Origin of the sequence: Frondihabitans sp. Leaf304 (assembly GCF_001423105.1) — a bacterium.
Classification (GTDB): domain Bacteria; phylum Actinomycetota; class Actinomycetes; order Actinomycetales; family Microbacteriaceae; genus Frondihabitans.
In genome coordinates this window covers 789,670-814,680 of record NZ_LMNV01000002.1, presented here as the reverse complement: position 1 = coordinate 814,680, position 25,011 = coordinate 789,670, and the positions used below count along the sequence as shown (strand labels likewise).

Sequence of the window (25,011 nt, the reverse complement as noted above, 5' to 3'; positions counted from 1 at the left end):
CTCGTGGCCAAGCCGATCGTGCTGATTGCCGAAGAACTGTCACCCGCCACCGTCGATGCCCTCGGGCCTGACTTCGACGTGCGCAGCGTCGACGGCACCGATCGACCCGCGCTGCTCTCGGCGCTGTCGGACGCGAACGCGATCCTCGTGCGCTCGGCCACGAAGGTCGACTCCGAGGCGATCGCCGCCGCCCCGAACCTGCAGGTCGTCGCGCGCGCCGGGGTCGGCCTCGACAACGTCGACATCAAGGCCGCGACGAACGCGGGCGTCATGGTGGTCAACGCTCCGACATCGAACATCATCTCGGCCGCCGAGCTGACAGTCGGGCACATCCTGAGCCTCGCCCGCCACATCCCGGCCGCTCACAGCGCTCTGGCCCAGGGGCAGTGGAAGCGCTCGAAATACACCGGAGTCGAGCTGTTCGAGAAGACCGTCGGCATCATCGGCCTCGGCCGCATCGGCGCGCTCATCACCGCTCGCCTCCAGGCCTTCGGCATGAACGTCGTCGCCTTCGACCCCTACATCACGCCGACGCGCGCGCAGCAGCTGGGCGTGACCCTGCTGACCCTCGACGAACTGCTCGAGACCAGCGACTTCATCACGATCCACATGCCGAAGACGCCCGAGACCACCGGCATGATCTCGACCGAGCAGCTCGCGAAGATGAAGCCGACCGCCTTCATCGTGAATGTCGCCCGCGGCGGCTTGATCGACGAGGAGGCGCTCTACGAGGCGCTCACCAGCGACACCATCGCCGGAGCCGGCCTCGACGTCTTCGTCTCGGAGCCACCCACGAACCACGACCTGCTCGGCCTCGACAACGTGATCGTCACGCCGCACCTCGGCGCCTCCACCGACGAGGCGCAGGAGAAGGCCGGCGTCTCGGTCGCTCGTTCCGTTCGTTTGGCTCTCGGCGGTGAACTCGTGCCCGACGCGGTCAACGTCGCCGGGGGAGTGATCGACGAGTACGTCCGCCCCGGCATCCCACTGGTCGAGAAGCTCGGCCAGGTCTTCGCCGGCCTCGCCGACAGCCCGCTCACCTCGATCGACGTCGAGGTGCACGGCGACCTCACCGAGTTCGACGTCAGCGTCTACAAGCTCGCAGCGCTCAAGGGGGTCTTCTCCGATGCGGTGCAAGAGACCGTGAGCTACGTCAACGCGCCGATCCTCGCCGAGCAGCGGGGTGTGACGGTGCGTCTCCTCACCGACTCGGTCTCGGAGGAGTACCGCAACATCATCACGATTCGCGGCGCGCTGTCCGACGGCCGCCAGATCTCGGTTTCGGGCACTCTGACCGGCACGAAGCAGGTCGAGAAGATCGTGGAGATCAACGGCTACGACGTCGAGGTGCCCATCGCGGCCCACCACATCGTGATGCTCTACACCGACCGGCCCGGCATCGTCGCCGTCTACGGCAAGGAGTTCGGCGAGGCCGGAATCAACATCGCCGGCATGCAGATCGCGCGGACGTCGCCCGGGGGAGTCGCGCTGAGCGTGCTGACCATCGACAGCCCGGCGCCCGAGGGGCTTCTGGAGAAGGTCCGTCGCGCAATCGACGCCGACGTGCTGCAAGAGATCGACGTCACCCTCTGACGCCGCATCCGACCTGCTGAACCGCGGCCGGCACCCTGTGGAGAACGCTCCTCGGGTGTCGGCCGTCTCGGTAAGCTGGAATCCGATCCCGGCCGCGGAAGTCGCGGCGTCGATTCGACAGGAGAACGCATGAGTCGCACGGTCCGTCTGGCAAGCATTCCGGGCGATGGCATCGGTCCCGAGGTCGTCGCGGAGGCGCTCAAGGTGCTGCGGGCCGCGACTCTCGGAGGCGAGACAAAGTTCGACGTGACCGAGTTCTCCCTTGGTGCGGCGCGCTTCAAGGCCACCGGCGACATCCTCACCGACGACGATCTCGCTGCCATCGCAGGGCACGACGCGATTTTGCTGGGCGCCGTCGGCGGAGATCCGCGCGACCCTGCTCTCAAGGGCGGCATCATCGAGCGGGGGCTGCTGCTCAAGCTGCGCTTCGCGCTCGACCACTACGTCAACCTGCGTCCTACCAAGGTCTACCCCGGCGTGCCGTCGCCGCTATCGGCGCCAGGCGAGGTCGATTTCGTCGTCGTCCGCGAGGGCACCGAGGGCCCGTACGTCGGCAACGGCGGGTCACTCCGCACGGGCACTCCCCACGAGATCGCCAACGAGGTCAGCGTCAACACGGCCTACGGCGTCGAGCGCGTCGTCCGTTACGCGTTCGAGCTGGCACAGAAGCGGCCGGCTCATCGGCTGACTCTCGTGCACAAGACCAACGTGCTCGTCTTCTCGGGTTCGCTCTGGCAGCGCACCGTCGACGCCGTCTCCGCCGAATACCCCGGTGTGGCAGTCGACTACCAGCACGTCGACGCTGCGACGATCCACCTCGTTGCAGATCCTGCTAGGTTCGACGTCATCGTCACAGACAACCTCTTCGGCGACATTCTCACCGATCTGGCCGGCGCGATCAGCGGCGGTATCGGCCTGGCAGCCTCGGGCAACATCAACCCCGACGGCGCCTTCCCCAGCATGTTCGAGCCGGTGCACGGTTCCGCTCCCGACATCGCCGGCCAGCAGAAGGCCGATCCCACGGCTGCGATCCTCTCGACGGCACTCCTGCTCGACCACCTCGGTCTCGAGACCGAGTCGGCCCGGGTCACCGCGGCAGTCGAGAGCGACATTGCTGACCGCACTGCTGGGTCACCCCGCACCACGGCCGAGATCGGCGATGCAATCGCCGCTGCCGTGAGCCTCACTTCTTCATCCCGTTAGGTGGCAACCACAATGTCTACGAACACCACAACCCCATCGAGCGATACCTTTCCGCTCCACTTCGAGCTGACCCCCTCGGCGGCATCGCGCGCCGACGCTGAGCGCGAGGTCATGCTCTCCGACCCCGGTTTTGGCAAGTTCTTTACCGACCACATGGTGCAGATCGAGTGGAACACCGAAGACGGCTGGCACGACGCCGCGGTGATTCCGTACGGCCCGCTGTCGCTCGATCCGGCCGCCTCGGTGCTCCACTATGGCCAAGAGATCTTCGAGGGCATCAAGGCCTACCGTCATGCCGACGGCTCGGTCTGGACGTTCCGCCCCGACGCCAACGGCCGCCGCCTGCAGCGCTCGGCAGCTCGCCTCGCCCTTCCGCAACTGTCGGTCGACGACTTCGTCGAGTCGCTCAAGCAGATAGTCCAGATCGATAAAGACTGGGTGCCCTTCGCCGAAGAGACGAGCCTCTACCTCCGGCCCTTCATGATCGCGACCGAGAGCTTCCTCGGGGTGCGAGCCGCCCACAAGGTGGGCTACTACGTGATCGCGAGCCCCGCTGGCGCGTACTTCCCCGGTGGTGTGGCTCCGGTCTCCATCTGGCTGTCGACCAACTACTCGCGTGCGGGCAAGGGGGGCACTGGAGCCGCCAAGACGGGTGGCAACTACGCCGCTTCGCTCCTCCCGCAAGAAGAGGCCTACGCAAACGGCTGCTCGCAGGTGTTGTTCCTCGACTCGGTCGACACGACCTACATCGAAGAGCTCGGGGGCATGAACGTCGTGCTCGTCTACAAAGACGGCACTCTCGTGACGCCGCAATCCGACTCGATCCTCGAGGGCATCACACGCGACTCAATCCTCCAGCTCGCCGAAGACCGTGGGCTCACTGTCGAACGGCGCCGCGTCAGCTTGGCGGAGTGGAAAGAAGGCGTCGAATCCGGCGACATCGTCGAGGTGTTTGCGTGCGGTACCGCCGCCGTCGTCGTGCCCATCGGCGAGCTTAAGGGCGAAGGCTTCACGATCACGTCGCCGGTGGCCGGCCCCGATTCGCTCACCCTGGCTCTTCGGGCCGAGCTCACCGACATCCAGTACGGCCGTCAACCCGACCCTCACGGCTGGCTGACACGCCTCGACGCCTAGGTAGCCGAGCCGCAATGCCGAGATCGCACTTGTGGTCGGGTCCTCCCGACTGCAAGTGCGATCTCGTTGTGGTTGTTGCCTGAACGAACGCCGCTACAGCTCGATGGACTCGCCGGCTGCGACGACCGTCGACGTACCGCCGACACCCTCGACGGCGGCCTTGAGCCGGTCGGCGTGCATGGCGAATCCGACGTCCGACAGGGTCGCCTCGTGAATGGGCAGGATCGACCCGGGCGCAACGGCCGTCACGTAGTCGATGGCCTCGCCGATCTTCAACCAGGGCGCGCCCACCGGGGTCGCGAGCACGGCGACGGGGAACTCCGGCACCGTGAACGAGTCGCCGGGGTGGAAGAGCGTGCCGTTGACGAGTACACCGGTGTTGTCGATCGTCGGAAGGCTCGAGTGGATGACGGCGTGTGTGGTTCCGGCGAAGCGCAAAGTGAAGGGGCCGACCTCGACCGTGTCGCCGTCGGCCACCGTCTCGACCGTGAAGCCGGCCTTGCCCGCAGCGGTTGCCACTCCCAGCGGGCCCAAGATGCGGGCCTCCGGGTTCGAATCGAGGAGCGACTCGAGCTGCGCGGCCGTCCAGTGATCGGGATGCTCGTGCGTGATCACGATCGCGGCGACGGAGGTGAGTGAACCGAGAGGGCGTGTGAACGCGCCGGGGTCAATGACGAGGGTCTGCCCCGACTCGTCGATGGCCAGCGCGGAATGCTCGAACTTCGTGACTCGCATGGATTCAGCGTACGCTCGGAGACAGCTCGGGAACCCCGGCAAAGCGCTCAGGATCCGACGCCACAGACACGAGAGTGCCTCAATTTGTGGCGACTCCCGCCCTGTGGCATACTCGACGAGTCGCAAAAACGGCCCCATCGTATAGCGGCCTAGTACGCTGCCCTCTCACGGCGGTAACACCGGTTCGAATCCGGTTGGGGTCACGACCGAAATGGCTTCTCCCTTCGGGAGGAGCCATTTTCGTCTCTGTGCTTATTTCACGACACTAAAGGAAATGGCTTCTCCCTCCGGGAGGAGCCATTTTTGTCTCTGTGCTTATTTCACGACGCTAAAGAGGCGGCTTCGCAGCATAGGGCGCGCGACCCGGGATTGGCTTGCGAAGTGAATGAGGCAAGACTCTCGCGCGCGGCACAGACCCTCGCGGGCGGCCTCCGAGGCGGTCCTAGGCCGAGGGTTTCTGCCGGTCGTGAGGGTTTAGCTGACGCCGACCCGGACTCACTCCGACCGCGAACGCACGGAGTCAGTCCGCCAACCGCCGCACCAACCCGTCGAGGCCGACGTCGACGAGGTGCCCGCCCCAGAGCGATACCTGCAACTGCGAGGCGCGGCTCCAGAGCCGGCGGCCGCTCGACAGGTCGAAGGCGATCATGGTAGTGCGGGATCCTGAGATTCCATAGGCCAGCACGTAGCCGACCGTCTGCCCGGTCGCAACGACGTAGGAGCCCGACGAGACGTCGGCGCGATACCGCTCGCGGCCGGTCGCCCCCTCGAGCACGACGACCTGAGGGGTGTCGCTGGTCGACACGGTGTAGATGTCGTCGGAGCGCTGCCCAGGCGCGGAGCCGGCAAACGAGATGGAGCCGACGTCGCGAGTCCAGAGCGCACGCCCGGTGCGGTAGTCGAGGCAGCTGAGACGGTCGCCCCGGAAGTTCGTCACGGCCAGACAGGAGCGCGTCAGTGAGAACGATCCCCGAAGGGTCAGATCGGAGGTCCAGAGCACCGTGCCGTCGCGGGAGATCGCCGAGAAGCCGCCGGCCGCGGTCGTCGTGACGCCGGTGCCCGCGGTCCGTGGGGCGTAGACGATGCCGCCGCGGAAGGCGTAGCCGAGCGAGGTGTTGATGGGGCCGCCCCAGGCGGACGACCGGCCCGTTGACAGGCGGATCTGTCGCGTGCCCTCCTCGCCGAGGAGCAGGCGGTCGTCGAGGGCGATCATCGTCGCGGTCGGATTTCCCTGACCGCGCCAGACCACCTCGCCGAGGTCGGACGCATTTCGGAGTTCGTACTCGTATGTCAAACCATCGTCCGATCGCCGGCCGACGGCCACGACGTCGCCCTCGGCGGCGAATCTGTTCTCGGCGCTCCACGGCTGGCTGCCCGTCGACGACATCACGTCACCCGTGCGGAGCGAGAGCGATTCGACGACCGACGAGTCGGAGTCGGCCGCGTTGACGAGGAGTCGTTCGCCCTTCTGCACGATCGACGCGGAGGTGATGGCGACTCCGCCGCCCCCGTCGAGGTCGCTCGAGGTGTCGTGCACCCAGTCGACTGTGCCGTCACCCGTGTCGAGCAGAGCGATGCGGGCCCGGAAGCCGTCGGGCACGACCGAGCACACCGAGTCGTCGGCGAAGCCCAGCGAGCGCGATGATTCGGCCCGGACGGCAACCAGACCCCGGCCGACGTCGAGCGTCGTGAACCGCAGGCACTCGGCGGGCGCGCCGGGAGCCAGAGTCGCGGCGAGGTCGAGGGCCCAGAGCGACGCGGAGGGCTCGGTCCGCAGGTCGTCGATCGCGATGCCCCCGAGCGGTGACAGCGAGCCGTAGTTCGGCTGGAGGGCTGCGCCGAAACCGACGACCCCCGCGATGGCGGAGGCCAGAGCGACATAGGCGACGAGGATCCGACGGGCCGACGACGCCCTCGACCACCGCCGCGCGAGCAGGCCGGGCCGCGGCGCGGAACGTGCAGCGGCCGGCGGCCGGCGCGGCGTGGGGGATCCGGGGGAGGCGGTGTGCGCCGGCGACCGTGAGCCCGGGCCCGGGGTCGCGGATCCTCGCTGGGTCTCCGCTTGCCGGGTCTCCGCTCGCCAGACCTCCGCCTGCAAGGGCGGCCGCTCGGGCGACCAGGGCGCCGGGTCGATGTCGGCCATCGAGCCTCCTTGCGCGACGGGGTGGAACGGCGTGAACGTTAGTCGTTCGCGCCCAGCACGGTGGCGGATTGGTCGACGAGCTCGCGGGCGACCCCCCGAGAGTCGAGCGTCACCAGGTGGCCGCCCCAGATCTCGGTGTCGCCGTCGTCGAGGTCGCTGCGCCGCCAGAGGATCTCACCCGTCTCGGTGTCGAACGCGGTGATCGCGGTCGGCGTTCCGGTGAGGGTCGTCGACTGCAGGTAGCCCGTCGTGCGGGACGCGGCCAGGACCTGGGTCTGCGGCAGCAGTTCCAGGGCGAACTTGGTGCGCCCCGTTGATCCGTCGAGGATCTCCGCTTTCGCTTCGCCGCCGAAGTCACGGGTCACGACGACGTCGTCTGTCGTCTGCCCGTCGATGGCTGCGGGGAACCCCTCCGAATCGAGGTCGCGGGTCCAGCGCATGTCGCCGGTGTCACGGTCGAGGCAGGTGATGGTGGAGGTCCCAGGGAGGGTAGCCAGCACGCAGCCCCGGCTGAGCCCCGAGATATCGCCGAACCCGCCTCGCGTCCACAGCTTCTTGCCCGAGGCGGCCCAGGCGGTGATCGAGATACCGCTCGTGACGACGCGAACGCCGAAGTAGGTGGTCGGACTCGACGGGCCGGTGCCGAGGAAGACGGACCCGTTGCCGAGAGGGGTCTGCTTGCCCGTGGTGCCGTCGATTCGGACGGACTGGCGGTTGATGGTGACGAAAAGCGCGCCACGGAGCAGGATCGGACTCTGCGACTGGCGTAAACGCCCCGTCCAGATGGTGTGTCCGAGGTCTCGCGTGTCGGCGAGGCTCCAGGTGGTGTCTCCCGCGTCGCCGGTCGAGGTGCCGTACAGCAGGAGGGTGCCCTGCACATCGATCCATCCGGCGACCTGGCCCCGGTCGAAGGTGCGAATGTCGACCATCTCGCCGCTCGACATCGACAGTGTCACGAGGGTGGGGCGGCCGTTGACGTTGAGCTGGACGACCACGCGCGAGGCCTCCTCGACGATCACCTCCTGGTCGAGAGTGACGGAGCCGGAGGCGGCGCCCAGCTCGTGTTCCAGATCGGTGCTCCAGAGAACGCGACCCCGCGCCGGATCGAAGAGCGCCACGGTCGACGAGATCTGCGATGCGGTCTGCGCCGAGCACCGTGACGACGAGCCGAGGGGCGGGCTCGAGGCGGTGAGCACGACGAATCGACCGACCGGGGATGAGGCCTGAAACGAGACACAGCGCACCGGCACTCCGGGAAGGACCTCCCGCGCGAGATCGACCGACCAGCCGTTCGGCCCGGGAGCGCTCCGCACGTCGGCCACCGGGGCGGCGCCGAGCGGTGGCAGGTCTCCGTACTGCGGCGTCACAGCGGCGCCCACCCCGGCGACGAGGGTAATGGCGAGGCCGAGGGCGGCGAAGACCGTGGCTACCCGCCAGGGCGGCGAGAGCCTGCGGAAGAGACTTCGGCGTGGACGACGGACCGCAGGATCCTGCGGCTCGCCCGGCAACGCCTCGCCCGTCTCGCGAGTCGGCACGGCCGTCTGAACAGGCTGCGGGCCGGCGTTCCAGCCGGGCTCCGACCGCTCCGGTCGCGCAGGGGTCCAGCCGGACATGATCTGCCTCCCGCGTCGATTCCCGTCATGCTACCGAGCGGGGAAGAATGCCGGGGGACGCCGCGTTGGCCCTCCCAGAAACACGGCCGTAACACGGATAGACTCGGCAATCCGATAACCGATGATGGAGGGCACACCCTTGGGTAGAACGCTCGCAGAAAAAGTATGGGACGACCACGTGGTCGTCGAAGGCACCGACGGTGCTCCCGACCTTCTCTACATCGACCTCCATCTCGTTCACGAGGTCACGAGCCCCCAGGCGTTCGACGGCCTCCGCCAGGCCGATCGACCCGTGCGCCGGCTCGATCTCACCATCGCGACCGAAGACCACAACACGCCGACCCTCGCCATCGATCGGCCGATCGCCGACCTGACGAGCCGCACTCAGATCCAGACGCTCCGCAACAACGCCGAGGAGTTCGGCGTGCGCCTGCACTCGCTCGGCGATGCCGAGCAGGGCATCGTGCACGTCGTCGGGCCGCAGCTCGGCCTGACGATGCCGGGTATCACCGTCGTCTGCGGAGACTCGCACACCTCGACCCACGGTGCCTTCGGGGCGATGGCGTTCGGAATCGGCACGAGCGAGGTCGAGCACGTCCTCGCCACTCAGACGCTGCCGCTCAAGCCGTTCAAGACGATGGCCATCACGGTCGAGGGCACGCTCCGCCCCGGCGTCACCGCGAAAGACATCATCCTCGCGGTGATCGCCAAGATCGGCACTGGCGGTGGCCAGGGCTACGTGCTCGAGTACCGCGGCAGCGCAATCCGCGCCCTCTCGATGGAGGGCCGCATGACGATCTGCAACATGTCGATCGAAGCGGGTGCCCGCGCCGGAATGGTCGCTCCCGACCAGACCACCTACGACTACCTCGAGGGTCGCGCACACGCCCCCGAGGGCGACGACTGGACGGCGGCGGTCGAGTACTGGAACACGCTCGCCACCGACGACGACGCCGTCTTCGACGCCGAGGTATTCCTCGACGCCGACACCCTCGAGCCGTTCGTGACCTGGGGCACCAACCCGGGCCAGGGCGTGTCGCTGAGCGAGGCCGTGCCGGATCCTGCCGTCATCGACGACCCGAACGAGAAAGCGGCCGCGTCGCGCGCCCTTGAGTACATGGCCCTCGAGGCCGGCACGCCGATGAAAGAGATCGCTGTCGATGCCGTGTTCATGGGCTCGTGCACCAATAGCCGCATCGAAGACCTGCGTGCCTTCGCCTCGATCGTCCGCGGTCAGAAGAAGGCCGAGGGGGTGCGCGTCATGGTCGTGCCAGGCTCGGCGCGCGTACGCATCGAGGCCGAGGCGGAGGGTCTCGACAAGGTCTTCACCGACTTCGGCGCCGAGTGGCGCTTCGCCGGCTGCTCGATGTGTCTCGGCATGAACCCCGATCAGCTCGCACCGGGGGAGCGCTGCGCCTCGACCTCTAACCGTAACTTCGAGGGTCGTCAGGGCAAGGGCGGGCGCACCCACCTGGTGTCGCCGCTCGTCGCCGCGGCCACCGCGATCCGCGGAACACTCTCGAGCCCGTGGGATCTCTCGATCGGACAGACGACGGGTTCCGCCGCCGGCGAGCTGCAAGGAGCCAACTGATGCACAAGACCACCATCGTGTCGGGCCGGCCCGCGCCTCTCAAGCGTTCCAACGTCGACACCGACCAGATCATCCCGGCCGTGTTCCTCAAGCGGGTCACGAAGACCGGGTTCGAAGACGCCCTCTTCCACGGGTGGCGGCAAGATCCCGAATTCGTGCTCAACAAGCCCGAGTTCCAGGGTGCGAAGGTGCTTGTGGCCGGCCCCGACTTCGGCACCGGCTCGAGCCGTGAGCACGCCGTCTGGGCGCTCCGCGACTTCGGCTTCGAGGTCGTGCTGAGCCCTCGCTTCGGCGATATCTTCCGCGGTAACTCGGGCAAGCAGGGGCTTCTCGCCGCTGTCGTCGCCGAGCCCGACATCGAGAAGATCTGGGCGCTCATCGACGAGTCGGTTGCTGCCACCGGGTCGGCACCCGAGATCACGGTCGACCTGCCCGAGCAGACGGTCGTCGTGCGAACCGCCACGGGTCCCGGCCTCACGGTTTCCTTCGAAGTCGATGCTTACACTAAGTGGCGACTCCTCGAAGGGCTCGACGACATCGCCCTGACGCTTCGCGACGAGGCGGCCATTACAGAATTCGAATCACGCCGCGCAACCTGGCGGCCCAAGACATTGCCGGTGAAGTAGTGAACTCCCTTGTGCAGGATGCAGCAGCAGCAGGAGCCCGAGTGGGTTTGAAGTCCGACGAGATCGTCATCCGCGGCGGCAAGCCGCTGATCGGACGCATCGAGGTGCGCGGGGCCAAGAATCTCGCGACGAAGGCCATGGTGGCCTCGCTGCTCGGCGATACCCCGAGCATCCTCCGCGATGTGCCCGACATCAGCGACGTCAACGTCGTCCGCGGCCTCCTGTCGATCCACGGGGTTCGCATCACCGACCCCGCTCGCGGCGAGATGATCCTCGATCCCTCGAACGTCGAGACCGCGCACTTCGCCGAGATCGACGCCCACGCCGGCTCGAGCCGGATCCCGATCCTCTTCTGTGGCCCGCTCCTGCACCGCCTGGGCGAGGCCTTCATCCCCGACCTCGGCGGCTGCCGCATCGGCGACCGACCGATCGACTTCCACATGGACGCCCTCCGGGCCTTCGGTGCCGTCGTCGACAAGTCGTACAACGGTATCCACCTCACGGCACCCAACGGCCTCAAGGGCGCCGACATCGAGCTGCCCTACCCGAGCGTCGGGGCCACCGAGCAGGTGCTGCTCACCGCGGTTCTCGCCGAGGGCGTCACCGAGTTGCGCAACGCCGCGATCGAGCCCGAGATCATGGACCTCATCGCGATCCTCCAGAAGATGGGCGCGATCGTCAACGTCGAGCCGAACCGGGTGATCTTCATCGAGGGCGTCAAGTCGCTCCGCGGCTACACGCACCGGGCCATCAACGACCGCAACGAGGCCGCCTCCTGGGCCGCTGCCGCGCTGGCGACCAAGGGCGACATCTTCGTCGAGGGTGCCAAGCAGCAAGACCTCATGACGTTCCTCAACGTCTTCCGCAAGGTCGGCGGCGAGTTCGACGTGCACGAAGACGGAATCCGCTTCTACCACCCGGGCGGAGAGCTCAAGCCCGTCGTCATTGAGACCGACGTGCACCCAGGCTTCATGACCGACTGGCAGCAGCCGCTCGTGGTGGCGCTGACTCAGGCGCACGGCGTCTCGATCGTGCACGAGACCGTCTACGAGAACCGCTTCCAGTTCACTGAGGCGCTCAACGACATGGGTGCGAAGATCGTCGTGCACAAAGACGGTCTGAAAGACGTGGAGCGCCGTGTCGCGCGTCGCGACTTCGAGCAGGCCGCAGTCATCACCGGTCCGACCCCTCTTCACGGCGCCGACATCCGCGTGCCCGACCTCCGTGGAGGCTTCAGTCACCTCATCGCCGCTCTGACGGCGGAGGGGGAGTCGAAGATCACCAACGTCGGCATCATCGCGCGCGGATACGAGCACTTTGTGGCGAAGCTGCGCAAGCTCGGTGCCGATTTCGATTTCGCAGGATAGCTAGGCGTCGCGCCGCATGGTGGACACGCTCTCCGGAGAAGGTCATGTCGATCCCGACGCCCCGCTCCCGCCATCCTCGGTGCGCCGCCGGAAACGGCGCCGCGAACCCAACGCAGTCTTCGCGGTCGCCGGTCGCGTCGCGTACCTGCCGCTGCTCGCGCTGTCGAGCTACGAGGTGCGCGGCGCCGAGAAGCTGCCCGAGACCGGGGCGTTCGTGCTCGCCCCGAACCACTACAGCAACTTCGATCCGCTGGCCAACGCGTTCGTGCTGTGGCGGCTCGGCCGCATCCCGCGGTTCCTCGCCAAGGCATCGCTCTTCAAGGCACCCGTGCTCGGCTGGATCCTCAAGCACACCGCGCAGATTCCCGTTGTCCGATCGGGGCATCACCGCGGCGCCGATCCGGTTGCAGCGGGCGTGGCCACTCTCGCCACCGGAGCCGGCGTGATCGTCTACCCCGAGGGATCCTTGACTCGCGAACCCGACCTCTGGCCGATGCGGGGTAAGGCCGGGGCGGTGCGCATGGCCCTCGAGGCCGGCGTGCCCCTGATCCCGGCGGCATCCTGGGGGATCCAGGAGATCCTTCCGGCGAGCACGAACCGCTTCAGCGTCTTCCCGCGTAAACGCCTCGTCTTCGCTTTCGGCGACCCGGTCGATCTCTCGGCCTACCGTGGCAGGCACGTCGACGGCCACGAGGTCGCCGAGGCGACCGAGCTCGTGATGCGACGAATCGAGTCGCTGCTGGCAGAGATCCGGGGCGGAACGCCGCCCGCCGTCCGCTACGACCCCGCGCACCACAACCAGAGTGAGATCGGACGTTTTGAACGCGATAGCTAGGGATTCATCGGGTCCGCAGGCCGGGCTCGACCGTCTGAACCGAGGATCGGTGACGACCGAGGCGATCTCGATCGTCCAGGCGGCCTCGCTCGAGCGTCGCGTCGCCGTGCTCGGTGCCGGCAGCTGGGGCACCACGTTCGCGAAGGTGCTCGCCGAGGGAGGCGCCGAGGTGCAGCTGTGGGCCCGACGCCCCGAGCTCGCCCGCGAGATCACCGAGACGCACCGCAACAGCGACTACCTGCCCGGCATCAACCTGCCCATCACCCTCACCGCGTCGCCGAAGATCCCCAGCGTGCTCGATCGGGCCGAGCAGATCTACGTCTCGGTGCCGAGCCAGACGTTGCGGCAGAACCTCGCCGAGATCCGCGACCTCATTCCCGAGGGGGTGCCCGTTGTCAGCCTCATGAAGGGCGTGGAGAAGGGCACCGGGCTCCGCATGAGCGAGGTCATCATCGAGGCCCTCGGTATCGATCCGTCGCTCGTCGCGGTCGCGTCCGGGCCCAACCTCGCCCTCGAGATCGCCAAGCGTCAGCCGACGGCTGCTGTCGTGTCCTCCGAGAGCCTCGAGACCGCGACCCTCGTGGCCGCGACGGCGACCAACCCCTACTTCCGCTCGTTCGTCAACACCGATGTCATCGGGACCGAGTTCGGCGGCGTTCTCAAAAACCTCATCGCGGTTGCCATCGGCATCGTCGACGGCGTCGGCTACGGCGAGAACACCAAGGCGTCGATCATCACGCGCGGTCTGGCCGAGATGACGAGCTTCGCCGTCTCGTTCGGAGCGAAGCCCGAGACACTGGCGGGCCTGGCGGGGCTCGGCGACCTCATCGCGACCTGCCAGTCGCCGCTGTCGCGCAACAACACGGCCGGTCGTCTGCTCGGCCAGGGCTATCGGTTCGACGACGTGGTGCGGCAGATGAACCAGACGGCCGAGGGTCTCGCGTCGGTCGCCCCCATCCTCGACCTCGCCCGCTCGCGCGGCGTCGACATGCCCATCGTGCAGCAGGTCAGCGAGGTGCTCGCGGGTACTCTGGATCCGCGCAACATCGCGCCGCATCTCACCGAGACCGACGAGCCCCAGGGCGAGTGAGCCTCGGGGCCGCCCGGCCCCGACTCCTCGCCTGGGCAGGCTTCGAGGCCCCGCACTCCCGTCGAAAGGCGCCCGTGACCATCGCATCCTCGCTCTCCTCCACTCCGGAGGCAACCTCGCCGCGGCTGCGCGTCGTCCTGCTTTTCGGTGGCCGTTCCAGTGAGCACTCGATCAGCTGCGCCACAGCGGGCGGCGTGCTCGCGGCGCTCGATCGCGAGAAATACGAGGTGATCCCGGTCGGCATCACCCGCGAGGGTGCCTACACGCTCCAGCCGGACGACGCGGCGCACTTCACCCTCGACGCCGAGCGCCTGCCCTCGGTCGACGAGAACGGCACGCGCGTGCGTTGGCCCGACTCCGCCGCGACCCGCGAGCTCACCGTCGTCCACGACGACGGCCGGGTGGAGTCGCTCGGCGACATCGACGTCGTCTTCCCGATTCTGCACGGCCCATTCGGCGAAGACGGATCGGTGCAGGGCATGCTCGAGCTGGTCGGTCTGCCGTACGTGGGGGCCGGGATCCTGGGTTCCGCCGTCGGCATGGACAAGCACTTCTCCAAGACGGTGCTGCAGCAGGCGGGCATCGACGTCGCCCCCTGGGTCACGGTTCGCGCTCGAGAATGGGCCGATCACCGCGCGGTGGTCGAGGAGCACGTCGAAGAACTCGGCTGGCCCGTGTTCGTGAAGCCCGCGCGGGCGGGGTCGAGCGTCGGCGTATCCAAGGCGTCGTCTCTCGCCGATCTCGACACGGCGATGCAGATCGCCCTTGCCGAAGACAACAAGGTGCTGATCGAGGCGGCCGTGGTGGGTCGCGAGCTCGAGATCGCCGTGCTCGGCGGTCGTGACGGTGCGGCACCGCGCACCTCGGTCGCGGGCGAGATCGTTCTCGCGGGCGACAGCTTCTACGACTTCGACGCGAAATACCTCGGAGCACCCGGCGCCGACCTCGTCTGCCCGGCCGTCATCACCGATGCCGAGCTCGCCAAGTTCCAGACGCTCGCCGCCGCGGCCTTCGACGCCATCGGGGGAGCGGGGCTCGCCCGGGTCGACGTCTTCCTCACCGAGACAGGTTTCGTGGTCAACGAGCTGAACACGATGCCCGGCTTCACGCCGATCTCGATGTTCCCGGCGTGCTGGCTGGCGTCGGGGCTCAGCTACCCGGCGCTGCTCGACGAGCTCATCGCGCTCGGGCTCGAGACCGAGCGCTAGGGCTCACGACACCGCTTTCCGGGGTCGGCACCAGCTATCGGCGGTGTCGTCGCCGGAAAGTGGTGTCTCTGCCGAGGGCGGCGTCGCTACGGCGCAGGCACGTCCGACGCCGACAGGCACTTGCGCGTCTGCGGCAGCGTGCCCACGGCGGTCGACAGGTCGAACAGGACGTTCGTGTTCGACGGCACGAGGGTCGTGTCGACGACCACCTGCACGCCGGGCTCGCGGCCGTAGGTCGTGTAGACGGCGATGGTGCCGCCCTTGCCCTTGTGATCCACGAGCCAGTCGACGCCATCGACCGTGTTGCACGCCAGGTCGGAGACCTTGGGCGTCGTGATGCCGCACGTGAGCAGCACGCCGGCGGGCGACCCCCACGCGCCCGTCGCCTGGGCACTGGTGTCGCGAAGGGACTGCCCTTCGAGCGTCGTCGGCAGCCGGACCGTCACGTCGGCGCAGCTCACCGTGTTCGCGGAGGGGGCGGGGCTCAGGGGAACCGTGGTGCAGCCGGCCAGGAGCGGCAGGCTGATGGCGGCGACGGCGAGGGCGGCGAGACGGCCGCGCGACAGGAGTGACATCGCGCCTCACGTTACCGTGAGTCCATGAGCGCTTCAGGATCCGAGACAGTCCGCTCCGTCGGCGAGACCGAAGCGCTGCGTCGTTTTCTGCCGCATCTCCCGGCGGGTGACGCGACCCTTCTCGGCCCGGGAGACGACGCCGCGGTGGTCTCCGCGCCCGACTCCCGCTTCGTCGTCACGACCGACCTGATGGTGCACGGGCCCGACTTCCGTCTGGCCTGGTCGACGCCGCACGACCTCGGCTGGAAGGCCGCCGCCTCGAACCTCACTGACGTGGCCGCGATGGGCGCCCGGGCGACGGCCCTCGTCGTCGCGTTGGCCGTGCCGGGGGAGACCCCGGTCGACTTCCTGGTCGAGTTCGCCGACGGTCTGCGCGACGGGTTGGCCGCGATGGCGCCCGGCTGCGGCGTCGTGGGCGGCGACATGTCCGTCTCGGGCACGATGACGATCGCGGTGACGGCGTTCGGCGATCTGGAGGGCCGCGAGCCGGTGCGTCGGAGCGGAGCGCAGCCCGGAGACGTCGTTGCGGTGTCGGGCGTGCTCGGGCGATCCGGGCGGGGGCTCGACCGCCTGTTCGCCGAGGGGATCGACGGGGTCGGGGATCCTTCGGCCCTTCGGGGGTTCGAACTCCGCGACGACCCGGACGTGCTCTGGCATCTCGCACCGACCCCGCCCGTGGCCGACGGCGTGCTGGCCGCGCTCGGGGGCGCGACGAGCATGCTCGACCTGTCGGATGGCCTTGCGCTCGACGCGGGGCGGATCGCTCGGGCCTCGGGCGTCGTGCTCGATCTGGCGGCGGAAGCGCTCGGGGGCGGCCCTCTCGAGGCGCTCCGGGGCGGTGAGGATCACTCGCTGCTGGCGACGTTCCCCCGGGGGGCGGTGCTGCCCGGCGGGTTCCGTGCAATCGGACGGGTGCTGCCCGCGGTGGATGAACCCCGCGTCACTCTCGACGGCGAGGGCCTCGCCGATGCCACCGGCTGGGACCCGTACCTCCGGTGGTCCGGCGCCGCTGGCTAGCGGCGACTCCTGTTTCTGCAGTGCCGGCTACTGCAGGCGAGCCGACCAAAGCACGGTGTCGCCGTACGATTTCGACGACTCGAGGGCGAGACCGTCGGGCCAGCCGGGTTCACCGCTGCGGGCGCGCCTCTCGACCACCACGAGGGCGTCTTCGTCGAGGGCCGGAACGAGTGCTTCGAGGTCGAGGCGCAGGTCGTCGTCGCTCAGCTCGTACGGCGGGTCGATGAGCACCAGGTCGAGCGAGCGAGCCGGCGCGTGGTGCAGGTACGAGCGCACGGCCTGAGCCGACACGGCGACGGTCGGTGCAGAGCCCCGAGGAGCCCGTGCGACCACGAGCGCCGCGTTCGCCCGGCAGACCCGAGCGGCCTGCTGCCCCTTCTCGACCAGGGTGACGTGCGACGCTCCCCGCGAGGCCGCCTCGAGCCCGAGCGCGCCGGTGCCCGCGTAGAGGTCGGCGACCCGAAGGCCGTTCACCTCGTCGCGCGCCTCGAGCGCCGAGAAGAGAGCCTCGCGCACTCGGTCGCTGGTCGGCCGGGTGCCCGATTTCGGAACGCCAAGGGTCGTGGAGCCGGCGAATCCGGCGATGATACGAGTCACGCGTCCATCCTCTCAGCAGACGACACGAGGATCCGACTGCCCCTGTCGGTCGTGCCGGGTACCGTTGGCGTGTGGTCACCCCCGTCACCTCGTCTTCGGCCTCGAGCGCCGATGCTTCGGCGTTCGCTGGCGCGCCGTCTGCCCGCGGCACGAAGTCGAGCACTGCGACGCGCGCCGCCCGGCGCCCCGACCCGTCACCGCTCGACGAGACGCTGACGAACGCACTCGGGGGTCGCACGGCGGGGGCGCTCAAGCGGGCGTTCGGCCACGAGACCGTCGGCGATCTGCTCGCCCACTACCCCCGCCGCTACGCGCGGCGCGGCGAGCTGACCGCGCTGAGCGAACTCGCCATCGGCGAAAGCGTCACCATCGTCGCCGAGGTGCTCGACGTACGAGAGCGCACGATGCGCGCGCGGCGCGGCTCGATTCTCGAGGTGCGGATCAGCGACGGGCAGGGCATCCTCACCCTCACCTTCTTCAACCAGGCGTGGCGGGCCAAAGACCTCGTCACGGGCGTCCGCGGCATCTTCGCAGGCAAGGTCGGCGACTACCGGGGCAACCGGCAGCTCGCGCACCCCGACTACGAGCTCTTCGAATCGGGCGACGACCGGGCGGCCGAGGCCGGCGACGCCGAGGCGCAGCGGTGGGCGAAGCAGCCCATTCCGATCTACCCGGCCAGCGCTTCGGTCGCGTCATGGCAGGTCGCTAAGTCAGTGGAGGTCGCGCTCGACACGCTGCCACCGCTGCCCGACTCGGTCCCCGAGGGCATCCGGGGCGAGCTGCAGCTCATGCCCCTCCGCGAGGCATACGAGAAGGTGCATCGGCCGGAGCGCGACCGAGACTGGAAGGCCGCCCGCGAGACGCTGAAGTTCGACGAGGCGTTCGTGCTGCAGAGCGCCCTCCTCCAGCAGCGCGCCGAAGTGCGGCAGTCGCCCGCGACGTCGCGCACGCCCAAGGCTGGGGGGCTCCTCGACGTCTTCGACCGGGCGCTGCCCTTCGACCTCACCGGAGACCAGTCGCTGGTCGGCTCCGAGATCGCGCGCGACCTCGAGGCCGACGTGCCGATGAACCGCCTCGTGCAGGGCGAGGTCGGCTCGGGCAAGACCCTGGTGGCGCTGCGAGCGATGCTGGCCGTCGCCGAAAGCGGCGGTCAGTCGGCGTTGCTCGCTCCGACCGAGGTGCTCGCCTCCCAGCACCTCCGCTCGATCGTCCAGACGCTCGGCCCCGATCTCGCTGCCCGTCTTCGGCCCGTTCTGCTCACCGGGCAGATGCCGGTGGCCCAGCGCCGCAAGGCGATGCTCGCCATCGTGAGCGGCCAGGCGCACATCGTGGTGGGCACGCACGCGCTCATTAGCGACGGCGTCGAGTTCTACGATCTCGGGTTGGTCGTCGTCGACGAGCAGCACCGTTTCGGCGTCGAGCAGCGCGAGGCGCTGCGCCAGAAAGGCGCGGCCGGCACGTCGAGGCAGTCGCCGCACGTGCTGGTCCTCACCGCGACGCCGATACCGCGCACCGTCGCCATGACGGTATTCGGCGACCTCGACGTCTCGACCATCGCCGAGTTGCCGAAAGGCCGACAGCCGATTGAGTCGTTCGTGGTGCCGCTCGTCGATCGTCCAGGCTGGATCTCGCGGGTCTGGGAGCGGAGCGCCGAAGAGATCGCCCGGGGTCGTCAGGTCTTCGTGGTGTGCCCGGCCATCGATCGCGCGACCCCCGAGGCAGGAGACCCCGCCGACGAGTCGCCGACCGACCCCGATGGCCTCGACGGTGGCCGACCGGTAGAGCACGCCGGTGTCGACGACACCGCCGCCCCGCCCACGGCCCCGCGCCCGCCGATCGCCAGCGTCGAAGAGGTCCTCGCCGCGCTCCGGGTCGCGCCCGCCCTCCAGGGGCGTCGCATCGAGCCGTTGCACGGGCGGATGTCGTCGGCCGAGAAAGACGAGACGATGCAGCGCTTCGCCCGGGGCGAGATCGACGTGCTGGTCGCGACCACCGTGATCGAGGTCGGCGTCGATGTGCCCAACGCCTCCACGATGGTCGTGCTCGACGCCGAGCGCTTTGGCGTCTCGCAGCTCCACCAGCTGCGCGGCCGAGTGGGGCGAGGCGGGTACGCCGGCCTCTGCCTGCTCGTGACCCACTCCGAAGAGGGCTCCCTCGCCCGCCAGCGGGTCGAGGCGGTCGCGTCCACCGCCGACGGCTTCGAACTGGCGCAGATCGACCTCGACCTGCGCCGCGAGGGCGATGTGCTCGGCAGCGTGCAGTCGGGCGGGCGCTCGTCGCTGCGCCTTCTGCGCGTAGCCCACGACGGCGACGTGATCACTCTCGCGCGCGAGCATGCCGCCGAGGTGATCGAGTCGGATCCTTCGCTCGCAGACCACCCGGCGCTTGCCGCCGCTCTCGCCCGCCGACTCGACGATGCCTCCCGCACCGCGATGTCGAAGAACTGATGCCTCGCGCACCGCGCTGTCGAAGAACTGATGCCTCGCGAACCGCGCTGTCGGAGAACTGATGCCTCGCGCGGCGCGCTCCCGGCCAATTTGGCTAGGGTGAGCGAATGAGCACGATCGCCGTCGTCCCCGGGTCGTTCGACCCGGTCACCCTCGGGCACCTCGACGTCATCGTCCGCGCCGCAGGCCTCTTCGACGAGGTGCACGTCCTCGTTGTGCACAACCCGGAGAAGACCGCGTTCATCCCCGTCGAGCAACGGGTCGACTTCATCGCGGACGCCGTCGCCGAGGCGGGTGTCGATCTGCCCTCGCCACTCGAGAACGTCGTCGTCACGAGCTGGAGCGAGGGCCTCCTCGTCGACTACTGCACCCGTGTCGGCGCGAAGGTGCTCGTCAAGGGCATTCGGTCGCAGGTCGACGTGGCCTACGAGACCCCGATGGCGATCATGAACCGCAGCCTGGCGGGCGTCGAGACCGTGTTCATGTTGCCCGATCCGGCGCACGCGCTCGTCTCGAGCTCGCTCGTCCGCCAGGTCGCTGGGCTCGGGGGCGACGTCTCGCCCTACGTTCCCGCCGACGTGACCGCCTACCTCCAGTCGAGAAGCGACTCGGCTGGGAATACTGGAGCACGATGATGACCACGACCCAGACGACCGCCGCTGACTCGACTCTGATGGAGCTCGGCGAGGTCCAGCACCACGCCCGCACGATCCTGGATGCGATCGGCACGGTGATCGATGGCAAGGCGGGCGCGATCTCGACGGCGCTCACGGTCTTGCTCGCCGAAGGGCACCTGCTCATCGAAGACGTGCCGGGCGTCGGTAAGACGCAGTTGGCGAGGGCGTTGGCGAAAGCCGTCGACGCGTCGGTGAGCCGAATCCAGTTCACCCCCGACCTGCTTCCGAGCGACATCACCGGCGTCTCGATCTTCGACCGCCAGTCGAACGACTTCGAGTTCAAGCCGGGCCCGGTGTTCGCGAACATCGTGATCGGCGACGAGATCAACCGCGCTTCGCCGAAGACCCAGTCGGCCCTGCTCGAAAGCCTCGAAGAGCGCCAGGTGACGGTCGACGGCATCTCGCACCCGCTGCCGACCCCGTTCCTCGTCGTCGCGACGCAGAACCCGGTCGAGATGGAAGGCACCTACTCACTGCCCGAAGCGCAGCGCGACCGGTTCATGGCACGGATCTCGCTCGGTTACCCGGACGCCGAGAGCGAGCTGCGGATGCTCCGCCAGCGTGAGACCGGCAGCCCGCTCGACGCCCTGACGCCCCTGGTGTCGCTCGAGCAGCTCCGTCGCATGATCGCTGCCGTCCGAGCGGTCTACGTCGCCCGCGTCGTGGAGCGCTACGCCGTCGACATCGTGCAGGCGACCCGTGTCCACCCCGACCTGCGTCTCGGCGCCAGCCCCCGCGCCACGCTGCAGCTCATGCGGGCGGCCAAGTCGTGGGCGGCTCTGAACGGGCGCGGTTTCGTTATTCCCGACGACGTCGACGCGCTCAGCGGTCCCGTGCTCGGGCATCGTCTGATCCTGGCCGGCCGGTCGGGTGCGGGCGCCGTCTCGGCGGCCTACGACATCGTGGAGTCGATCGTGCGGGCGACGCCCGTGCCCCTCGACGAACCCGCCTCCTGACCGTGCGCCGCCCGACCGTCCCCGCGCGCCTGGTGGCGGTTGCGGGATCCTGGCCCCTCCCGACCCGGCGCGGCACCCTCGCGATCGTCGCGGGTCTCGTCGTGGCCGTCGTCGGCTACGTGCTGGCCGCCATGCCGCTGGTCTTCGCGGGCGTCGTGCTCCTTGCGCTCGTCGTCGCGTCCGTCGTCTCGGTCTCCGTATCGGCGCCACGCGTGGTGGTCACCCGGCACTTCACCCCCGACCGTGCCGTCGCGGGCTGGTCGGTCGTCGAGACGCTCACGCTCACTGCGCCTTCGGCTTCAGGATCCGTAGCGGTCCGCGTGCGAGAAACCGTGCCCTGGCGCATCATGGCGCCCTTCGAAGCCGTGGCCATGGTCATCGAGCCGGGCGGTCTTGCCCGCGTGGTCTTCGAGCACGTCGATCTGCCCCGCGGGAGGCACCGCGTCGGTCCGACGCTGGTCGACGTCATCGAGACGTTCGGCCTGGCCCGTCGTCGTCTAGCCGTGCCGGGGCGAGACGAGCTGCTGGTGTTTCCGGAGGTCGTGAGCGTGGGCGGTGGGCGTGAATCCCGTTCTCTTGGCGAGGGCGCTCGACAGCGTCGCGACCACAGTCTCGCCGGGGGCCAGGACGACCCGATCACCCGGGAGTACCGGCGCGGCGATCCGATGCGGCGCGTGCACTGGCGCGCGACGGCGCGGCAGGGTGAGCTCATGGTGCGGCAGGAGGAGCAGCACGGCCTCCCGAGCGTCCGCGTGATCCTTCCGGTCGGTCGGTCGCACTGGCGTGATTGGCATCCCGCGCTTGGCTCGGGCGTTCCGGTCAGCGACGGCTTCGAGTGGGCGGTTTCGCTGACGGCCTCGATTGCCGTCGAATTCGGTCTCGCCGGATCGCAGACGCGCGTGGTGTCGCTCGACGGCGCGACCATCGCCCTGCACGACCCGTCGACCACGCCGATGTTCCTCGAGCTCCTTTCCGACGTGGTGTTGGACGACGAGATCGACGAGCCCAGCCCCGAGGCGGCTCCGCGCGAGCCCGTCGTGGCCGTCGTCTCGAGCCTCACCGCCGCCGAGCTCGACCGACTGGGCCACGCGCGCGGGCCGGGTGTCGCGGGGGTGGCAATCGTGGTGCACCTCGATGCCGACCTGCTGACCCCCGACGACCGAGAGCGCGATTCGCCACGAGATGTCGCGAAGGCCCTGGCCGAGAGTGGCTGGCGCGTGATCGAGACCGCGTCCAATGCCGACCGCGAACCCATTCTCCAGACGCCGGGGGTGCTCCGTGGTTGATCTGCGATCGCCGCTTCAGAGTCGAGAGGCTCCGAGAAGCGGCACGTCGAAAGTCGACTCCACCGACCGTTTCGCGCCGGGTAACGCCCGCTGGCTCCTCTCGACCGTCCTCTGGCTGACGCTCGTCTTCGCGCTCGCCAGTCTCCACCCGCTCTTCCAGGGCGCCGTGTGGTGGTTCGTTCCCGCGCTGGTGTCGGCCGCGGTTCTAGCGGCGTCGGCCGCGGCCCGGGCAGCTCACTGGCCGTCCGCGGTCGCGTCGCTCGCCGGCCTCGTCGTCGGGGGCCTCGCCACGACGCTGGTCGTCTCGGGCGGAACGGCGATCCTCGGTGTCATCCCGACGGCCGAGACTCTCGAGCGCGTCCGCGTCCTCGCCGCTCAGGCGCAAGACTCGATCGTCTCCGATCAGGCGCCCATCGCCGTCAGCGACGCGATGCTCGGCGTCGTTGTCGTTGCCGTGGCGGCTGCCGCGGTGGTGCTCGACGTCGTGGCACGGGTGTGCAAGATGCCGGCGCTCACCGGCGTGCTCTACGCCGTGGTGATCGTGGTCCCCTCGCTCATTCCCGATGTCGCTCCGAGCTGGGCGTGGGTGGTGGCCACCGTCGTCGGCTACCTGGCGTTGCTCATCGTGTCGAGCGGCCGTCGACCGTCCCGCGCGGGCGTCGTCTCGGGGCTCGCCGCCGTCGTCGTGGCGGGCGTGGTGACGAGCCTGCTGCCGACATCGCTCATCGCACCGATCACGGGCGTGGGGTCGGGCACCGGCATCTCGACCGGGGTCAACCCGGTCATCAACCTCGGTGACGACCTGCGTCGCGGCGATCCGATCACAGTCCTCAGCTATCGCAGCTCGGCTCCCGAGGGCGACTACTTGAAACTCGTCGATCTCGTCGACTTCTCGGGCACCCGCTGGAGTCCGGCCTCCACCCAGCTCGACCGCCGCAACTCGGTCGACGATCTGCCCGCCGCCCCCGGCATCTCCACCTCGACGCGCCGAGACACCGTCACGACTGACGTTTCGGTGAATCTCCTCCGAAGCCCCTACCTGCCCCTGCCCGTGCCGGCGACGAAGATCACCGGCATCAGCGACGCCTGGAAGTACGTCGACGACTCCGGCGTCACGGTCCGAAGCACCAGCGAAGGATCCCAGGGGCTCGATTACCGGGTCACCTCGCGTCCGGTCGATCCCACCCGTGAGCAGATCGTCAGTGCGCTTGCACAGCCCTCCGACGACCTCTCCGCCTATCTCGACGTCGATGGCGTTCCCGCATCCATCACACGGCTGGCATCGAGCGTGACGGCCGACTCGGCCAATCCGTTCGACGCCGCCGTCGCGCTCCAGAACTACTTCCGCAACGGCGACTTCAGCTACTCAGAAGACACGCCCGTCCGCGAGGGATACGACGGAAGCGGTCTCGACATGGTCGAGACGTTCCTCCAGCGCAAGAGCGGCTACTGCGTCCACTTCGCCTCGGCGATGGCCGTCATGGCTCGCACTCTCGACATCCCCTCGCGCATCGCCGTGGGGTTCCTGCCCGGCACGAGGGTCGGTTCGGGGGAGGAGTGGACGGTGTCGAGCAACGACCTCCACACCTGGCCCGAGCTGTACTTCCAGGGCCTCGGCTGGGTGCCGTTCGAGCCCACGGTCGGCATGGGAACGACGTCGAGCTATCTGCAAGAGACAGGCGCCGAGGCGACACCCAGCGCCGGGGCCACCGATCCGGCGAGCCCGTCGGCATCCGCGACGCCGACCGCCTCGGCCCCGTCGGCCGCGACACCGACGTCGACCGCGTCGGATCCTTCGTCGACCGCGGGAGCATCCGCGAGCAGCGGTGCCGGCGGCATCGGTGGAACGCCGCTTGTCGTCGGGGGAGTGGCTGCTCTCGTCGTCGTCCTGGCGCTGCCCTGGTGGCTGCGGATGGGCCGCCGACGACGCCGACTCGGTCAGGGTCCGCCCGACGCGGCTCTCTCGGCCTGGCGCGAGGTGATCGATACGGCCCGAGACCTGGGCATCAGCGTCGACCAAGCGGCGACGCCGCAGCAGACCGCGACAGTTCTGCTCGCGAGTGTGGGCGCCCAGAGCTCCGCCGCGGCCGCGCTCGACACACTGACCGCGGCCCTCTCGCGGGAGCGCTTCGGCGGCGTTCCGGCCGGCGAAGAGGCCTCGCGGTCCGCGCGCGCGATCCTGTCCGCGCTGCGCTCGGGATCGTCGGGCTTCGAGAGGGCCCGTGCTTCGCTCGTTCCCCGGAGTCTCTTCGTGCAGGCTCACCCGCGCACGGCGGAAGGCGCGTAGACTCGTCTCTCGTGCCTCATTTCACCCCGAC

20 protein-coding genes and 1 tRNA gene are annotated in these 25,011 nt (G+C 69.0%); 16 read left to right on the top strand and 5 right to left on the bottom strand.

Translation table 11 applies throughout. The features are described 5' to 3' along the window. Nucleotides 1-3 precede the first annotated feature (3 nt). The 3 genes from serA (at nucleotide 4) to ASF54_RS16610 (ending at nucleotide 3,930) form a co-directional block, all read left to right on the top strand. Complete coding sequence (serA, locus tag ASF54_RS03590; protein WP_055958903.1) at nucleotides 4-1,593, top strand: phosphoglycerate dehydrogenase; 1,590 nt, start codon at nucleotides 4-6, stop codon at nucleotides 1,591-1,593. A 129-nt stretch (nucleotides 1,594-1,722) separates the two neighbouring features. Beyond that, nucleotides 1,723-2,796: a 3-isopropylmalate dehydrogenase gene (locus ASF54_RS16615; RefSeq protein WP_055958900.1), complete on the top strand. Its 1,074-nt coding sequence runs from the start codon at nucleotides 1,723-1,725 to the stop codon at nucleotides 2,794-2,796. A gap of 12 nt (nucleotides 2,797-2,808) precedes the next feature. Next, on the top strand, nucleotides 2,809-3,930 hold the full coding sequence (locus tag ASF54_RS16610; protein ID WP_055958897.1) for a branched-chain amino acid aminotransferase: 1,122 nt from the start codon (nucleotides 2,809-2,811) through the stop codon (nucleotides 3,928-3,930). Between the two features lie 93 nt (nucleotides 3,931-4,023). On the opposite strand, the gene ASF54_RS03575 is transcribed toward ASF54_RS16610, so the two are convergent. After that, complete coding sequence (locus ASF54_RS03575; protein ID WP_055958894.1) at nucleotides 4,024-4,665, bottom strand: MBL fold metallo-hydrolase; 642 nt, start codon at nucleotides 4,663-4,665, stop codon at nucleotides 4,024-4,026. Nucleotides 4,666-4,795: 130 nt separating this feature from the next. Between ASF54_RS03575 and ASF54_RS03570 the strand changes: the two genes are divergently transcribed. After that, nucleotides 4,796-4,868, top strand: a tRNA-Glu gene (locus ASF54_RS03570). A gap of 317 nt (nucleotides 4,869-5,185) precedes the next feature. Here ASF54_RS03570 and ASF54_RS03565 read toward each other — a convergent pair. Further along, nucleotides 5,186-6,808: an outer membrane protein assembly factor BamB family protein gene (locus tag ASF54_RS03565; RefSeq protein WP_055958891.1), complete on the bottom strand. Its 1,623-nt coding sequence runs from the start codon at nucleotides 6,806-6,808 to the stop codon at nucleotides 5,186-5,188. Between the two features lie 38 nt (nucleotides 6,809-6,846). Beyond that, nucleotides 6,847-8,421 carry an outer membrane protein assembly factor BamB family protein gene (locus tag ASF54_RS03560; RefSeq protein ID WP_084815916.1) on the bottom strand — a complete coding sequence of 525 codons (1,575 nt, stop codon included), beginning with the start codon at nucleotides 8,419-8,421 and terminating at the stop codon, nucleotides 6,847-6,849. A gap of 124 nt (nucleotides 8,422-8,545) precedes the next feature. Between ASF54_RS03560 and leuC the strand changes: the two genes are divergently transcribed. From leuC to ASF54_RS03530, 6 genes are all read left to right on the top strand, one after another. Next, nucleotides 8,546-10,012 (top strand): 3-isopropylmalate dehydratase large subunit, encoded by a 1,467-nt coding sequence (gene leuC, locus ASF54_RS03555; protein WP_200919560.1) that lies wholly within the window; start codon nucleotides 8,546-8,548, stop codon nucleotides 10,010-10,012. Then, nucleotides 10,012-10,638, top strand: coding sequence for a 3-isopropylmalate dehydratase small subunit (gene leuD / locus ASF54_RS03550; protein ID WP_055958886.1), 627 nt, complete (start codon nucleotides 10,012-10,014; stop codon nucleotides 10,636-10,638). The genes leuC and leuD overlap by 1 nt, the downstream gene beginning before the upstream one ends. Next, entirely contained in the window at nucleotides 10,638-12,005 is a 1,368-nt protein-coding gene (gene murA, locus ASF54_RS03545; RefSeq protein ID WP_055958884.1) for a UDP-N-acetylglucosamine 1-carboxyvinyltransferase, read from the top strand. The genes leuD and murA overlap by 1 nt, the downstream gene beginning before the upstream one ends. A gap of 16 nt (nucleotides 12,006-12,021) precedes the next feature. Beyond that, nucleotides 12,022-12,840 (top strand): lysophospholipid acyltransferase family protein, encoded by an 819-nt coding sequence (locus tag ASF54_RS03540; RefSeq protein ID WP_084815915.1) that lies wholly within the window; start codon nucleotides 12,022-12,024, stop codon nucleotides 12,838-12,840. 49 nt (nucleotides 12,841-12,889) lie between these two features. Beyond that, entirely contained in the window at nucleotides 12,890-13,930 is a 1,041-nt protein-coding gene (locus ASF54_RS03535; RefSeq protein ID WP_233573166.1) for an NAD(P)H-dependent glycerol-3-phosphate dehydrogenase, read from the top strand. A 74-nt stretch (nucleotides 13,931-14,004) separates the two neighbouring features. Continuing rightward, nucleotides 14,005-15,138, top strand: a complete 1,134-nt coding sequence (locus ASF54_RS03530) for a D-alanine--D-alanine ligase family protein (RefSeq protein WP_235480922.1) — start codon at nucleotides 14,005-14,007, stop codon at nucleotides 15,136-15,138. Nucleotides 15,139-15,224: 86 nt separating this feature from the next. On the opposite strand, the gene ASF54_RS03525 is transcribed toward ASF54_RS03530, so the two are convergent. Further along, nucleotides 15,225-15,713 carry a DUF3515 domain-containing protein gene (locus ASF54_RS03525; protein ID WP_055958881.1) on the bottom strand — a complete coding sequence of 163 codons (489 nt, stop codon included), beginning with the start codon at nucleotides 15,711-15,713 and terminating at the stop codon, nucleotides 15,225-15,227. Nucleotides 15,714-15,737: 24 nt separating this feature from the next. Here ASF54_RS03525 and thiL point away from each other — a divergent pair, with 24 nt between their 5' ends. Beyond that, on the top strand, nucleotides 15,738-16,730 hold the full coding sequence (gene thiL / locus ASF54_RS03520) for a thiamine-phosphate kinase (RefSeq protein ID WP_055958878.1): 993 nt from the start codon (nucleotides 15,738-15,740) through the stop codon (nucleotides 16,728-16,730). 27 nt (nucleotides 16,731-16,757) lie between these two features. On the opposite strand, the gene ASF54_RS03515 is transcribed toward thiL, so the two are convergent. Further along, nucleotides 16,758-17,327 carry an RsmD family RNA methyltransferase gene (locus ASF54_RS03515; protein ID WP_055958876.1) on the bottom strand — a complete coding sequence of 190 codons (570 nt, stop codon included), beginning with the start codon at nucleotides 17,325-17,327 and terminating at the stop codon, nucleotides 16,758-16,760. Nucleotides 17,328-17,539: 212 nt separating this feature from the next. On the opposite strand from ASF54_RS03515, the gene ASF54_RS03510 reads away from it, so the two are divergent. The 5 genes from ASF54_RS03510 to ASF54_RS03490 all read left to right on the top strand — a co-directional run bounded on the left by ASF54_RS03510 (nucleotide 17,540) and on the right by ASF54_RS03490 (nucleotide 24,980). Beyond that, a complete protein-coding gene (locus tag ASF54_RS03510) occupies nucleotides 17,540-19,774 on the top strand; it encodes an ATP-dependent DNA helicase RecG (protein WP_055961972.1) in 2,235 nt (744 codons plus the stop codon). A gap of 107 nt (nucleotides 19,775-19,881) precedes the next feature. Beyond that, nucleotides 19,882-20,409 carry a pantetheine-phosphate adenylyltransferase gene (gene coaD, locus ASF54_RS03505; RefSeq protein ID WP_055958872.1) on the top strand — a complete coding sequence of 176 codons (528 nt, stop codon included), beginning with the start codon at nucleotides 19,882-19,884 and terminating at the stop codon, nucleotides 20,407-20,409. Further along, the gene (locus ASF54_RS03500; RefSeq protein ID WP_442855767.1) at nucleotides 20,409-21,407 is read left to right on the top strand and encodes an AAA family ATPase; all 999 of its coding nucleotides are present in this window, start codon (nucleotides 20,409-20,411) and stop codon (nucleotides 21,405-21,407) included. The genes coaD and ASF54_RS03500 overlap by 1 nt, the downstream gene beginning before the upstream one ends. 2 nt (nucleotides 21,408-21,409) lie before the next feature. Continuing rightward, complete coding sequence (locus tag ASF54_RS03495) at nucleotides 21,410-22,693, top strand: DUF58 domain-containing protein (RefSeq protein ID WP_055958867.1); 1,284 nt, start codon at nucleotides 21,410-21,412, stop codon at nucleotides 22,691-22,693. Then, on the top strand, nucleotides 22,686-24,980 hold the full coding sequence (locus ASF54_RS03490; protein WP_055958864.1) for a transglutaminase family protein: 2,295 nt from the start codon (nucleotides 22,686-22,688) through the stop codon (nucleotides 24,978-24,980). Before ASF54_RS03495 ends, ASF54_RS03490 begins: the two co-directional genes overlap by 8 nt. The last annotated feature ends 31 nt before the right edge of the window (nucleotides 24,981-25,011 follow it).